This window comes from Streptosporangium sp. NPDC005286, from assembly GCF_040607515.1.
Classification (GTDB): Bacteria; Actinomycetota; Actinomycetes; order Streptosporangiales; family Streptosporangiaceae; genus Streptosporangium.
Genome location: NZ_JBEXGU010000204.1, coordinates 1 through 14,695, shown reverse-complemented (window position 1 = coordinate 14,695; position 14,695 = coordinate 1). Strand labels below are relative to the sequence as shown.

The following is a 14,695-nucleotide window of genomic DNA, read 5'->3' as shown; positions in this document are numbered from 1 at the left end:
GGAACACCATGATCAGAAGCTCCACGGCGCCGTCAGGCGGGTCCGGCACCTGGTAGACGAGCTTGCGCCCGCGCAGGTGCACCCGCACCCGGTACGCCCCGGGCCCCGCGGCCGTCAGGCCGGTCAGGCTCTTTCCGTTGCCGTCGGACAGAGTCAGAGCACCACTGGGGCTGTCGTAGCCGACCTGCACCACCTCGTCCCATCCCTTGATCTCCAGCGGCGGTTGCCGGCGGTAGGACTCGACGGTGACGCACGCGTGGCCGATCTCGTCGGCCGCCCAGATCGCCAGCCCGCCGCGCTCGCTGCCGACCAGCTCCTCGACCAGCTCCGGGACAGTGCCCTCGTATCCCTCCTCCCATCCGTGGATGGTCCAGAACTCGGTCCACATGGTGGCGCGGCCCTGCCGTACCGGCTTGATCTTCGGGCGGTGCGGGCGATGCCGACCGCAGGCCTTTTCCTTGGCCGCGTAGTACGCCGCCTCCTCAGCCTGCCTGCGCGCGCCCTCCTGCTCCTGCCACCGGGCCACCACGGGGCACAGCGGGCCGAGCGCGTGCGCCAGTGGCCCGTGCGGCGCGTCCCGCACGGCCGGCGCGCCGGTATCGCCGCCATACCGGGTGGCCACACCACACAGGTGGTGTCCTTGCGTCACAACCACCCGGTCAGGAGCGTCCTGCCAGCCTTCGATGCCACCGTCGCCGTAGAAGCTGTGGTAGCCGCGGACCTCGCACAGGAACGTCTTCTCCACCTCGCTCAGCCCCCTGACTGTGCCATCGCCGAAACCGGCGCAGTCCAGCTCGCCCTCGGTGCTCACCTTGCCGGAGGGGGCCGCCTGAGCCGTGACGAGCAGGGTCGCCGTCACGGTCAGGAGCATGGCGGTCGTGCGCGCGAGGCGGCCGCGCCGGACGAACGCCCGCCGCGGGAGCTGTATCGCGAGCAGGACCAGGGCCGGAGGCAGCAAGTGATAGAGGTCCCAGCCCGCTTGCGCGTTCATCAGCTCCGGCGGCCCCCAGGAGTTCAGGCATTGCGGCCCGAGCGCCCCGTCGAGCGAGAGCAGCAGCAGATCGGGCAGGCGCCGGAGGAGCAGAACCGCGGCCGCGCAGCGGGCGACGACCCTGCCGAGCCGGTCCCGCCCGGTCCGTACGCCCACGTACCAGCCGGCCAGCGCCAGGACAAGCAGCGGTGCGCCGCCGTAGCCGAAGAGCGGAAGTTGCGAGATCAGGTACTCCGGGATCAGGGAGTGGATCTGAGCGCCCGTGCACCGCCCCGAGAACATGTACGCGTAGTACCGGGGGCCGTCGTCTCCGGACAGCAGCGACGAGACCCAGAAGTAAAGGCTGGGAGCGAGCGCGGTCAGCATGGCCGCAGCCCAGAGTATCCATGATCGTCGGAGCGCGAGAAGGAAGACTAAAGGAACGGCCGAAAGCGAGAAAGGCCCTTGTCCACCGGCCGGGAAACGGCCGACGTCGGCCGCGAGCACGGAGAAGGGAAGCCGCATGCCTGACCTGCGACGCCCTGTCGTTCGAGCCGTTCACCCCGATCTCCTACCTCGACCGGGCGGCCACTCGCCTTCACCTTCGCAAGACGAACGACCAGGACGATAGACCTTCAGAATCCTCGAAGTCTCATCAACGTTCGCAGAAGCCGGAGCACCAGCCGATAGACCCAGGTCCTGGGGCCAGAGAGGTCATAGAAGCCCAGCGCTAAGAGGCCTAAATGGTTTGCCTGCGGACGGCGCGCATTGGGATGCTCGGCCTAGCCAGACCGGAGAGGAAACCGCAAAATGGCCGTCACCGCATCCAGCAGGCCCTCCGAGTCCGAGCCGGAAGTCCGCACGGCGGCCGGCGTCCTCCGCGGCGGCCGGGAGGCGGGCCTGGCGGTCTTCCGGGGCATCCCGTTCGCCGAGCCGCCGGTCGGCGCCCTCCGTTTCGCCGCGCCGCAGCCGGTGTGCGGCTGGGACGGTGTGCGCCCGGCGGTCGCGTACGGCCCGCCGCCCCCGCAGTCCAGCGTGCTCGGGGTGTCTCAGGACACCGCCGGCGACGACTGGCTGACGATCAACGTCTGGACACCGGAACCGGGGCCGGCGGCAGGGCTCCCGGTGATGGTGTGGATTCCCGGCGGCGGTTACGCCATGGGCGACTCCAGCCTCCCGGAATACGACGCCGGGCACCTGGCCGGGAGCGGAGCCGTGGTCGTGACCCTCAACTACCGTCTCGGTATTGAGGGTTTCGCGCAGATCGGCGGAGCCCCGGCTAACCGGGGACTGCTCGACCAGGTCGCGGCCTTGCAGTGGGTGCGGGACAACATCCGGATGTTCGGCGGCGATCCGGACCGGGTCACGGTCTTCGGCCAGTCGGCGGGCGGCGGATCGGTCGCCGCGCTGCTCGCCATGCCGCGCGCCGCCGGGCTCTTCCGCCGGGCGGTCGCGCAGAGCGTGCCGGGGACGTTCTTCTCCCCCGAGCTGGCCGCCGACATCGCCGCCGCCTGCGCCGCCGAGCTGGGGGTACGGCCCACGGTGTCCGGCCTGTCGGCGGTGGCTCCGGCCCGGCTGCCCGCTGCAGGCGATGCGATCTTCGCCAAGACGGTCCAGTGGCGGGAGCGCTGGGGGCAGATCACACACCGGCCGATCCCGTTCGCACCGGTTGTCGACGGTGACGTCCTGCCGGCGACCCCTTGGCAGGCGCTGGCTGACGGCGCCGCCCGGGACGTCGGACTTCTGGTCGGGCACACTCGTGACGAGCACCGGTTGTTCAGCCTGATCGACGGCGTGCTCGGCCAGGTCACGCACGAGCAGACCGAGACCGCTCTGCACCTGCTCGCCCCCGGCCCGGACGGTGCACGCCGGTACCGGGAGGCATTCCCGGCCGCGGCCGATGAGGAGCTGTACGAGCTGGTCAACGCGGACTGGCTGTTCCGCATGCCGAGCCTCCACCTTGCCGACGCGCAGATCGTCGGCGGCGGCCAGGCCCACCTCTACGAACTGACCTGGTCCGCCCCGGGACTGGGTGGTGCCCTCGGCGCCTGCCACGGCCTGGACGTGCCGCTCGTCTTCGGCAACCTGAGCAGCGGACAGCCCGCCATGTTGATCGGCGATCCGCCCTTCCCGGTGGCGGAGGAGCTGTCCGCGCAGATCCGCGGGGCGTGGACGGCGTTCGCCGCTCACGGCGACCCGGGCTGGCCTCCGTACGACGCCGACCACCGCCTCGCACAGCTCTTCGACACGCCGTCGATGGTCACCGCCTACCCGGAAGAGACCTCGCGGCTGCTGTGGCAGGACCACACCTTCCCGGTGCTCCCGCTGCTCGCGCGGTAAAGAGGCAGCCGCTGCGCGAGGGTCTGCTCACCGGCGCCGTGGCCGGCGATCTCGGCGGCCAGGAACGCATGCGTGCCGCATCTGAAACTTGGGTCTTACCGGAAAGATTCTTTACTATTAAGCTCCCGGCGTGGACCTAGAAGTGCGTCACCTACGAGCAATCTGTGCGATCGCCGATTCGGGCAGCATTTCCAAAGCGGCCGTCGCACTCAAGATGTCGCAGCCCGCGCTCGCCACGCAGTTGCGACGCATCGAGCGGATGTTCGGCGGACCGTTGTTCGAGCGAGGCCGGGAGGGGGCACGGCCCACCGATCTCGGCGCGTGGGTGCTGATCAGGGCGCGGTCGCTGCTGCCGGCATTCGACGAGTTGCGGCGGGACGGCATGCGCTACGCCGAGCAGCCCCCGGAGAAGATCAGAATTCGCCTGGGCTGTATGTCCAGCCATTTAGCGATAAATGTTATTGGATGCCTTAATGAATTGCTGGACGGTGCCGACATCACCGTCCGCACCGAGGAGGCGATGGACCTGCTGCCCGGACTCCTGGAGTCCGAGCGCCTGGAGCTCGCCACCCTCGGCGACTATCCGGGACACGAGCTCCTCCCGCCCCCGGGAGTGGTCTACGCGGGCGTGGCCGTCGAGCCGATCTTCGTCGGGGTGGCCGCCTCCCACCTGCTCGCCCGGCAGGAGGAGATCGAGCTGCGTGATCTCGCCGGCGAGGACTGGGTCATGCACGCGCTGGTCGAGGCGGGACATCGCGAGCACTTCTGGTCCGCCTGCGCCCAGCAGGGCTTCACCCCGAAGGTCGGCTACTCCGCCGACCTCAGCCTCGCCATCGACCTCATCTCCTCGGGCCGGTGCGTCGGCATGTTCCAGGCGACCAGCAAGGGCCACCCGGGGATCACCATCCGGCCACTGGCCGGGACCCCGCTGCGCTTCCGGCACATGATCGGGTGGACCGAGCACGGGCCGGTCGCCCGGTACGGGCACGAACTGGTCCAGGCCGTCACCAGAACCTACTGGGCCGAGGTGCGGCGCGCCCCCGTCTACGCGTCATGGCTGAGGCGCCACGTGCCGCTTTCTACACCTGTTTAGCCGCCTATATCGCGAAGTTATGCAATTTCGTAGGGTACTCGTCCCGCACTCACGGTGTCAGCTTTGGTCCAGCCCAAAACGTCAGGGCTCCTTGCATCCCTCCAACCCCCCAAGGGACACCGAGAGGAGTCACCCCGCGTGAATCCCAAGGTCAAGCTGGGCGCGGTCGCCGTACTGGCCGCCGTCGCCATGACCACGACCTCAGTGGTGAGCGCCGCCGGCGCCGCCACAGCCCCCGCGGGCATCGCCGCCCGCACCATGTCCGCAGATCCGCCGGCGTTCGCGCCGCCGGATCCCGAATCCCGCAGGCGCGCGGTCTCCAGTGCCGGCGGCGCCCTCGCCGCCAGGTCCGACGCCCTGTTCAAGACGGCGGAGGACGAGTTCACGCTCACGAACACCATCGTGGGAACCCGCGGCCTGCAGTACCTGACCTACTCCCGCACCCACCGCGGACTGCCCGTCTACGGCGGTGACGTGATCGTCACCACCGACAGGACGGGCCAGGAGGTCGGGTCCGTGGCCTCGGGCCAGCGCGCCAGGATCGAGATAGGCGTCAAGGGCAAGATCGACGCCGCCGCCGCGGCCGTCACCGCCCGCGGCAAGCTGCCCACCGTGGAGAGCGTGAGCACCCCCCGGCTGGTCGTGCACGCGGCCGGTAAGCAGCCCAGGCTGGCGTGGGAGGTGGTCGTCACCGGCGCCACCAAGGAGGCTCCGAGCGTCCTGCACGTCTTCGTGGACGCCCTCGACGGAACGGTCGTGGACTCCTACGACGACGTCCGCGCCGGCACCGGCAACGGCTTCTACAACGGCAACCCGCTGACCATCCAGACCTCTGGCTCCGGCAGTTCGTACTCGATGACCGACACCACCCGCCCCGGCCTGCGCTGCGGCGGACAGGGCGGCACCGCCTACACCGGGACCGACGACGCCTGGGGCACCGGCTCGGGCACCAACCTGGAGACCGCCTGCGTCGACGCCCTGTACGCGGCGCAGAAGGAATGGGACATGCTGCGCGACTGGCTGGGCCGCAACGGGTTCAACGGCTCCGGCGGCGCGTTCCCGGCCCGCGTCGGCCTGAACGAGGTCAACGCCTACTGGAACGGGTCCTACACCAACTTCGGGCACAACCAGGCCAACAACCAGCAGGCCACCCCGATGGACGTGGTCGGCCACGAGTACGGCCACGCCATCTTCCAGTTCTCCGGCTCCGGCGGGGCGGGCAGCGGCAACGAGGCCGGCGGCCTGAACGAGTCGACCGGCGACATCTTCGGCGCGCTGACCGAGCACTTCGCCGCCAACGCCTCCGACCCGCCGGACTACCTGGTCGGCGAGGAGGTCAACCTGGTCGGCCAGGGCCCGATCCGCAACATGTACAACCCCGGCGCGCTCGGCGACCCCAACTGCTACAGCTCCTCGATCCCCAACACCGAGGTGCACGCGGCGGCCGGACCGCAGAACCACTGGTTCTACCTGCTCGCCGAGGGCACCAACCCGCCCGGCAAGCCCGCCAGCACCGTCTGCTCCGGACCGGCCGGCCTGACCGGCATCGGCATCCAGAAGGCCGGTCAGATCTTCGTGGGCGGCCTGAACAGCAAGACCATTCCGTGGACGCACGCCAAGGCGCGCCTGACCACCGTGGCCGCGGCCAAGCAGCTCTTCCCGAACAGCTGCGTCGAGGTCAACGCGACCAAGGCCGCGTGGGCCGCCGTCAACGTCCCGGCGCAGAGCGGCGAGGCGACCTGCACGGTGAACCCGCCCGGCAACGACTTCTCGGTCTCCCTCAGCCCGACCTCGGGCAGTGTGCAGGCCGGCCAGTCCACCACCGCCACCGTGGGGACCACGGTGACCGGCGGCAGCGCCCAGTCCATCACGCTGCGGGCCTCCGGCCTGCCCTCCGGCGCGACCGCGTCCTTCAGCCCGGCGACCATCACGGCGGGCCAGACCTCGACGCTGACGCTGGCCACCTCGGGGAGCACGCCCAGCGGCACCTCCTCGGTGACGGTCACCGCCGACGGCGCCGACGTGGACCGGACGGCGAGCTACTCCCTGACCGTCACCGGCGGCAACCCGCCCGACCCGACCAGCCCGGACATCCCGGTGGCCAACGTGACGGCGCACCTGAACCAGTTGCAGTCCATCGCCTCCGGCAACGGCGGCAACCGGGCCTCGGCCACCTCCGGCTACACCGCCTCGCTGAACTACATCAAGGGCAGGCTCGACGCGGCCGGCTACAGCACGACGGTGCAGAACTTCACCTACAACGGCCAGACCCATTCCAACCTGATCGCCAACTGGCCGGCCGGTCCCACCGGTCCGACGGTCATGCTGGGCAGCCACCTGGACAGCGTCACGGCCGGTCCCGGTATCAACGACAACGGCTCGGGCTCGGCGACCCTGCTGGAGGTCGCGCTGACGCTGGCCAACCGCAACCCCACGCTGACCAAGCACGTCCGCTTCGCCTGGTGGGGCGCCGAGGAGCTCGGCCTGCGCGGCTCGACCCACTACGTCCAGAACGGCGGCGCGAGCGGGGTCGACACCTACCTCAACTTCGACATGACCGCCTCGCCGAACCCGGGCTACTTCGTCTACGACGACAACCCGGCCATCGAGAAGATCTTCAAGGACTACTACGCCACGCTCAACGTCCCGACCGAGATCGAGACCGCGGGTGACGGCCGCAGTGACCACACCCCGTTCAAGAACGCGGGCGTCAAGGTGGGCGGTGTCTTCACCGGTGCCGAGACGGTCAAGACGTCGGCTCAGGCCGCCAAGTGGGGCGGCACCGCGGGCCAGGCCTTCGACCGCTGCTACCACTCCGCCTGCGACACCACCTCCAACATCAACACCACCGCGCTGGACCGCAACGCGGACGCCGCCGCCAACGCCCTGTGGAAGCTCGCCGTGGGGGACACCCCTCCTCCGGCCAACGACTACTCGGTCTCGGTGAGCCCGTCCTCGGCCTCGGTCCAGCCCGGCCAGTCGGCAAGCGCGACGCTCAGCACCCAGGTGACCTCCGGTAACGCGCAGGCCGTCGCGCTGAGCGCCTCCGGCCTGCCCTCCGGCGCGACCGCGTCCTTCAGCCCGGCGAACATCAACTCCGGCCAGTCCTCCGCGGTCACGATCGCCACCTCGGCGAGCACCCCCGTGGGGACCTACACGATCAACCTCAACGCGGACGGCGCGAGCGCCGACCGCTCGGCCACCTTCAGCCTCACCGTCAGCGGTGGGCAGGGCGGCAGCACCTGGCAGACCTGGACCCTGTACGCGGTGGGGGACACCGTGACCTACAACGGCGTCGGCTACCGATGCCTGCAGGGTCACACCTCACTGCCCGGCTGGGAGCCGCCGAACGTTCCCGCCCTGTGGCAGCGGCTCTGATCGGATGACGATCCACTGACGGAGTACGGCGGGCGGTCACCGACCGCCCGCCGTACTCGTTTTCCGTGCCCGTTCCAGGGCGTCCACTCGGGCTCGCGTGATGAGCCGGAAGCTGTCAAACCGACTGGGACAGCAGGCTACTTGCGGCGTTCGCGTCGGTGACCCCGTTCTCACCGGCGACATCACCCGGCGGGTGGACTTCGCGCTGTTCATGGTGGAGGCGCTCGTCGATGACGAGCTGATCCGCGTGGCTCCGGCGATCGTCGGCCGCCGGACGCGCTCGGCACGCGCACGTCCGGCGGGCGCGATCCCGGCGGCGCGGCGGAACGCCGGTGTCCCGCGCTGTTGTCGTTTCTCAGGGCGGTACGGTGTCGTTGAGGGCATTCGCGGCCGGTATGCCCAGCTCCCGGTAGATCCGATGGGCACTGGCCAGCAGTCTCCGCGCGTCAGGGTCACCCGCCCGTTCGGCGGCGGACGCGAGCGCGACGAGCGTACGCGCCCGCAGAGCCGGCACCTGATTGTCGGTCCAGTAGCGCAGAGAACGGTGAAGGCGGTCGGTGGCCCCCTCGGCATCACGGCCGAGCTCCACCTCGCCGAGGCTCAGCTCGGTGAGGGCCAGTCCCCAGCTGTGCCCCCGCTCACGGAACAGCGCCGCCGCGCCGCCCAGCACCCGTTCGGCCTCGACCAGTCTGTGCGGCTCGTGCGCGAGTGCCTCGCCGAGCACCCGCAGGCTCTGGGCGGTGCCGATCAGATCACCGATCTGTTCGAAGAGCGTGACGGATCGCCGGGCCGCCCGCTGCGCCTCCTGGACCTTTCCCTGAGCCAGGAACGCCCCGGAGAGGCCTCGCAAGCTGTAGGCCTGAGCGAACCGGTCACCACACGATCGGGCGATGAGCGACGCCGCGCGAAGGATGTCGACGGCCTCGGCGCTGTCACCGCGCTGCCGCAGCACGAACCCGAGGCTGGCGAGGGCAACGGCCTCGGCGGACCGCTGCCCGGTGAGCCGCAGTTCCCGCACCGCGACACGTATCTCCGCCTCGGCCTCGTCGAGTCGGCCGATCAGCCCCAGGGTGAAACCGATGTACCGGCGGGCCAGCGCAGCCCCGGATGGATCACCGACTCTCTCGGCCAGCACGCGCGCGGCGTGCAGCATGGCCAGACCCTCATCCATGTCATCGAGCTCGACCAGGCAGTGACCGAGCCCTCGGAGCATCGCCGCCTCACCGAGGCGATCGCCGGCCTGCCGGCAGGCGGTCAGCGCCGTCTCCAGGATCCGCCGCAGGTCATCGTAATAACCTCGGAAGTCGTAGAAGTCGGTGCTGCAGCCGACCAGGCCGCGTGCCGTCGCCGTCAGACCTGTCTCGGCGCACGCCTGGACCAGCACCGCGATGCTCTCCCGTTCGGCTTCGAACCATTCGATGGGCCGATGGGCGGCGACGGCGGCCGCGCGCGGGTCGGCGACGACCGGCGGGCCGCTCCGGTCGTCGAGGTGAAACCGGTCGCTGTGCAGGTGGTTCTGGGCCTGCCGGGCGAGGGCCAGCCAGCCGCCGGCGGTCCGGGTCAGTGCGGCGACCCATTCGGACCGGCCGATCTCGGCTTCCCGGCGCTCGCGCGCGTACAGCTGGGTGACCGCGTGAAACCGGTAACGCGGCTGGCCTGCCCGATCGGGGCCGAGGTCGTCCAGCAGCCGGGCGTCGAGCAGCTCCTCCAGCGCGGCGGCCCCCGCGGCCGGTTCGGCGTCCAGTAGCGCGGCCACCGGCCACTCCGGGAACGAGGGGACGTTCAACCCGCCGAGCAGCGCGAACACCCGGGCGGTGGCCGGGCTGAGCCCCCGGTAGGCGAGTTGCAGCCCGGGACGCACCGCGAGGTCGCCGTGCCGCAGCTCGTCGAGCCGATGGCACTCATCGGTCAGCCGTTCCGTGAGCGCGCCGACCGCCCAGTGTGGCCGCGCGGCCAGCCGGGCCGCGACGATCCGGACCGCCAGCGGCAATCCGCCGCACACCTTGACCAGTTCGGCGGCGGCCACGGGCTCGGCTCGCACACGTGCCACGCCGGCCACCCGGGCGAGCAGGTCGACGGCCACCGTATCGGGCAGCGGGCGCAGGTCGATGGCCGTCACCCCGGGGAGTCCGGTCAGCGGCAGCCGGCTTGTCACGATCATCGCGACGCCCTCGGCGGGCAGCAGCGGCTCCACCTGACGGTATCCACCGGCGTCGTCAAGGACGATCAGCACCCGCCGTCCCGCCAGCCGGATCCGGAGCAGGCCCGCGCGGGCGTCCACCCCGGCAGGCAGGGCCGATCCGTCCACACCGAGCATCCGCAGCAGCTGGGCCAGCACCTCGGCCGGATCGGCGGGGTCGCTGGTGGCGCCGCGCAGCGTCGCGTACAACTGCCCGTCCGGAAACAGCGGCGCGAGCCGGTGGCCGGCGTGTATCGCCAGCGCCGTCTTGCCGACACCCGGCGGGCCGGAGGCCACCACCAACCTCGCGCCGCGGATGGTCGGATCGAGCACCTCGCCGACCAGGGCGAGTTCCTCGCCGCGGCCGACGAAGTCGGGGAGATCTGCGGGCAGTTGCCAGGGCGGTGAGTCAACGGCACGGATGTTTCCGTCCGACGGCTTGTTCCGGCTGGACCGTCCGGCACGGTTGGCCCAGAAGAGCGCGTGCCCGGCGTCGGTGAACTCCGCTCGCTCGTCGCCGGTCAGCGCCAGTGCCGTCGCGAGCTGTTCGATCGTCTGCGGCCGGGGGCTCCGCCCGGGGCCTCGCTCCATCTCGCGGATCGAGCGGGAGCTGATACCGGACCGCTCGGCAAGCACTTCCTGTGTGAGCTGACGCTGTATTCGGTGACGACGGAGCAGCACTCCGAACGCATTCCCCAAGATCGGCCCTCCTCGATCTTCCTGGCAGCGTACCGGACGTCCGGTGCAACGTCCGGTGCAAGATCCTGGTCGGTCGATTAAGTCCGGGTTTCGATGGATTTGCCGGGCCGCATTCGGCGGCCGGCACGGAGGAGGACACCATGACCCGTATGCTCACCGCCTTCGCCGACCGCATGGTCGACGGACTCGTTCCCAAGGCGACCGCGCACGCCGCCGCGGCCTGCGCCAGCATTTCCTGTTACTGCGTGGGGATCGAGCTGTACAAGAAGACCTGCTGCGACTTCCAGCCGTGCGGCCCCTGCAGGTACTACGCCCGTGCATGCTGAATGACACATCTGATAGCGGCATGTCAGGGCCTGCTCGCGGTGGTCTTCCTCGTCTCCGCGGCGAGCAAACTGCGTGGCGGGCAGGCCCTGCGCGCCTTCGCGACCTCCCTGGCCTCGATGCTTCCGGTCCGCGGCGATCGCGCCCTGCCGGTCGCGGTCGCGGTCACCGCGGCGGAAGTGATCGTGGTGGTGCTGCTGGCGGTCCCGCCCACCCGGGATGCCGGCTTCGCCGCGGCCACCGCGCTGCTCGTCGTACTCACCTCGGGGGTGGCGGTGGTGCTCACCCGGGGCGGCGCGGAACCGTGCCGCTGCTTCGGCGCCTCGTCCACCCCGCTGTCCGGCCGCCACCTGATCCGCAACCTTCTGCTCATTGTTGTCGCGCTGGCCGGGCTCACCGGACCGGCCGGCCAACACTCATCGACGTGGTCGATCGTCGCACTGCTCGCGGGGGCCTGCGCAGGCCTGCTGGTCACCATGCTGGACGACCTCGTCGCGCTCTTCGCACCCACCCCCACCTCCTGGAGGAGACCTGATGGCGTACCTAGCCGCGGTCGCGGTCCTGGTCGGACTGCTGGTCGTGACCAACCTGATATTTACCGTCGGCGTCGTACGCCGGCTCCGTGAGCACACCGCCGAACTGGCCGCCCTGCGCGGCGGCGGCTCCGGCGGCGTCGACGTCGCGATGCCGGCGGGATCGTCGGTGGACGGATTCGACGCCACCAGCGTGGCGGACCTGCCGGTCAGCCTCGCGACGCTCGGCGAGCGCCCGCTGGTCGGTTTCTTCTCCCCGAGCTGCCAGCCGTGCAAGGAGAGGTTGCCCTCCTTCGTCGAGTACGCCGCGACCCGGCCCGGGGGGCGTGACGCCGTGCTGGCCGTGACCGTCGGCACGCGGGAGGAGACCGCGGCGCTGGTCGAGCTGCTGCGGCCGGTGGCCACCGTCGTGGTGGAAGCCGATCGGGGGCCGGTGCAGCAGGCGTTCGGGGTGACCGGCTTCCCCGCGTTCGTCCTCGTCGAGGAGGGCGTGGTGGCCGCGTCCGGCTACGAGCTCGCCCCCGTCGTCGACCGCGATGCCGTGGCCCTCCCGGCCGCCGGCTGATCTCGCCGCACCGATGTCGTTCCGCGCAGCCGGGCGAGCGCTGTCACTCGCCCGGCAGGCCGCCCCGGCGCAGATCGCCGCGTATCTGGTGGTGACGCTGCTGAGCGGGCTCGCGCCGCCCTCGGTCGCCTGGCTGACCAAAGTCGTGATCGACCGGCTGGTGGCCGGGCCACTGCGGTGGCTCGACCTGCTGGGGCCGGCCGCCGCGCTTGGGGCCGTCGGGGTGGCCGCCGCGCTGATGCCGCACGCCACCCGCTACCTGCGGACCGAGAGCGACCGGCGGGTGAGCCTGCTCGCCACCTCACGTCTCTACACCTCGGTGGACCGCTTCGTGGGGCTGCGCCGCTTCGAGGATCCGGTCTTCCTGGACCGTCTCCAGATCGCCAGGTCCAGCGGGGTCAGCAGTCCGGGAATGGTGGTGGACGGCGGGCTGGGGGGCATCCAGGCACTGCTCACGATCACCGGCTTCGCCGGCTCCCTGCTCCTGCTCGGGCCCTGGGTGGCGGTGGCGGTCCTGCTCGCCGCCGTACCGGCCCTGCTGGCCGAGCTGGCGCTGAGCAGGCGCCGGGCGGCGATGATGGCCGAGACCGGACAGGCCGAGCGGCGGGAACTGTTCTACTCCGGCCTGCTGACCAGCCCGCAGGCCGCCAAGGAACTGCGCCTGTTCGGCGCCGGACCGTACCTGTGGCAGCGGATGGCCACGGAGATCCGCACGATCCAGGGCGCACACCGCCGGATCGACCGGCGGGAGCTGAGACTTCAGGGTGGGCTGGCGGTGCTCGGCGCCGCGGTGGCGGCCGGTCTGCTGCTGTGGGCGGTACGCGCCGCGGCCGAGGGCACCCTGACCGTCGGTGACGTGGTGCTCGTCGTCGCCGCGGTCGGCACGGTACAGGGCGCCCTTGCCGCTCTGGTGACCGAGGCCGTGTCCGTGCATCAGGCGCTGCTGCTCTTCGGTCACTACCTGACCGTTGTCGACGCCGGGCCAGATCTGCCGGTACGCGACAGGCCCCTGCCGGTGACACCCCTGCGGGGCGGGATCGAGCTGCGCGATGTGTGGTTCCGTTACGCCGACGACCAGCCGTGGGTGTTGCGCGGGGTGAACCTGACACTCCCGGCGGGGCGCTCGACCGCCGTGGTCGGGCTCAACGGAGCCGGGAAGAGCACGCTGATAAAACTGCTGTGCCGGCTCTACGATCCGACTCGTGGGCAGCTGCTCTGGGACGGCGTCGACCTGCGCGACTTCGACCCGGCGGAGCTGAGACGCCGGATCCGGGCCGTCTTCCAGGACGCGATCCCCTATGACCTCACGGCGCGGGAGAACATCGCCATCGGCGACCTGACCGCCCTGCGAGACGACGACCGGATCGAGGGCGCGGCGGATCGCGCCGGTGTGCACGACGTCCTGGCCGCCCTCCCGCACGGCTACGAGACGCTGCTGACCCGGATCTTCTTCTCCGAAGCCGACCGCGCCGACCCGGACACCGGGGTGGTCCTCTCCGGCGGGCAGTGGCAGCGGCTGTCGATAGCCCGGGGTCTCGTACTCGACCGGCCCGATCTGCTCGTCCTTGACGAGCCGAGCTCCGCCCTGGACGCCAAGGCCGAGCATGAGGTGCACGCCCGGCTCCGGGAGCACCGGCGCGGACTGGCCGGCGTGCTGGTCTCACACCGGCTGGGCGTCGTACGCGAGGCCGATCTGATCGTCGTGCTGTCCGACGGGCGGATCGCCGAACGGGGCACGCACGACGAGCTGCTGATGCGCGGCGGTGCGTACGCCCGGCTCTTCGAGCTGCAGGCGACCGGTTACCGTCCTTCGACGTCGGAGGGGGTCCGGTGAGCGCCGCTCTGGCCGCCGTGCTGACCGGTGCCGGCGCGGTGCTGGTGCTCGCGTTCGCCGTCGTGGCCGCGGCCGTCCTGCTCCGCGGGCACCTCGTCGCACTGTCGGTCAGCGGGCTGAGCATGGCACCGGCGCTACGCCCCGGAGACCGGGTGCTGGTCCGCCGGACGCCGGGTGAGCGGCTGCGTAACGGTGACATCGTGGTGGTCGAGGAGCCGGGACCTTGCCGGCCGGGCGATCCGACCGGGGCCCAAGGCTCCCGGTGGATGGTCAAACGGGTCGCCGCGGTGCCGGGCGATCCGGAGCCGGCCTGCCTGCCCTCCTGGGCCCGGCAGCCCACCGGTATCGTTCCGCCCCGGCACATCGTGCTCCTCGGCGACAACGCCGAGGCGAGCAGAGACTCCCGGCACTTCGGCACCGTCCGAACAGATCGGGTACTCGGCGTGATCCTGTTCCGGCTCGGTCGAAGACCCACAGCCGGAGCCGATTCCCGCCGGCGCGTCAACCAGGTAAGGCCCTGACCACTAGTGCTGCGTTGACCTCACCAGCGGGCCGACCGGCGTCATCACCAGGCCTGACGTCGCTCGAAGAGAGCACGTTTCCTGTCATATCGCCTCACTGTGTACCTGGTGACACGCTCCTTAACGACAGGTCAGGTCGCACGCCGCTCGACCAATCAGGGGCTGGAGCGGCGCAAGGAGCGCAAGTTCCCGATCCTGCCGGCGTTCGTGGCCCAGGCCGTGAGGCGGTGCCCGGGGCCCGGCCGGTCGGCCGGGGATA

The 14,695-nt window shown here is 71.0% G+C and carries 10 protein-coding genes; 8 read left to right on the top strand and 2 right to left on the bottom strand.

Annotated elements, in window-relative coordinates; all coding sequences use genetic code 11:
- The coding region (locus ABZU75_RS40755) for a hypothetical protein (protein WP_355566933.1) at window positions 1–1,357 on the bottom strand (1,357 nt) is incomplete at its 3' end.
- A 423-nt stretch (window positions 1,358–1,780) separates the two neighbouring features.
- Here ABZU75_RS40755 and ABZU75_RS40750 point away from each other — a divergent pair.
- From ABZU75_RS40750 to ABZU75_RS40740, 3 genes are all read left to right on the top strand, one after another.
- Entirely contained in the window at window positions 1,781–3,310 is a 1,530-nt protein-coding gene (locus ABZU75_RS40750) for a carboxylesterase family protein (protein WP_355566930.1), read from the top strand.
- Window positions 3,311–3,440: 130 nt separating this feature from the next.
- Entirely contained in the window at window positions 3,441–4,403 is a 963-nt protein-coding gene (locus ABZU75_RS40745) for a LysR family transcriptional regulator (protein WP_355566927.1), read from the top strand.
- 138 nt (window positions 4,404–4,541) lie between these two features.
- Window positions 4,542–7,781: a M28 family peptidase gene (locus tag ABZU75_RS40740; RefSeq protein WP_355566924.1), complete on the top strand. Its 3,240-nt coding sequence runs from the start codon at window positions 4,542–4,544 to the stop codon at window positions 7,779–7,781.
- Between the two features lie 355 nt (window positions 7,782–8,136).
- Here ABZU75_RS40740 and ABZU75_RS40735 read toward each other — a convergent pair whose 3' ends face one another.
- Window positions 8,137–10,641, bottom strand: coding sequence for a tetratricopeptide repeat protein (locus tag ABZU75_RS40735; protein ID WP_355566936.1), 2,505 nt, complete (start codon window positions 10,639–10,641; stop codon window positions 8,137–8,139).
- A 158-nt stretch (window positions 10,642–10,799) separates the two neighbouring features.
- On the opposite strand from ABZU75_RS40735, the gene ABZU75_RS40730 reads away from it, so the two are divergent.
- From ABZU75_RS40730 to ABZU75_RS40710, 5 genes are read left to right on the top strand one after another with little or no spacing between them, the layout of a single operon-like run.
- Window positions 10,800–10,985, top strand: coding sequence for a hypothetical protein (locus ABZU75_RS40730; RefSeq protein WP_350925035.1), 186 nt, complete (start codon window positions 10,800–10,802; stop codon window positions 10,983–10,985).
- Window positions 10,986–11,609, top strand: a complete 624-nt coding sequence (locus tag ABZU75_RS40725) for a MauE/DoxX family redox-associated membrane protein (RefSeq protein ID WP_355566919.1) — start codon at window positions 10,986–10,988, stop codon at window positions 11,607–11,609.
- Entirely contained in the window at window positions 11,518–12,081 is a 564-nt protein-coding gene (locus ABZU75_RS40720; RefSeq protein WP_355566916.1) for a TlpA disulfide reductase family protein, read from the top strand. Before ABZU75_RS40725 ends, ABZU75_RS40720 begins: the two co-directional genes overlap by 92 nt.
- Window positions 12,082–12,094: 13 nt before the next feature.
- Window positions 12,095–13,915, top strand: coding sequence for an ABC transporter ATP-binding protein (locus ABZU75_RS40715; protein ID WP_355566913.1), 1,821 nt, complete (start codon window positions 12,095–12,097; stop codon window positions 13,913–13,915).
- Window positions 13,912–14,436 (top strand): S26 family signal peptidase, encoded by a 525-nt coding sequence (locus ABZU75_RS40710; RefSeq protein ID WP_355566910.1) that lies wholly within the window; start codon window positions 13,912–13,914, stop codon window positions 14,434–14,436. Before ABZU75_RS40715 ends, ABZU75_RS40710 begins: the two co-directional genes overlap by 4 nt.
- The last annotated feature ends 259 nt before the right edge of the window (window positions 14,437–14,695 follow it).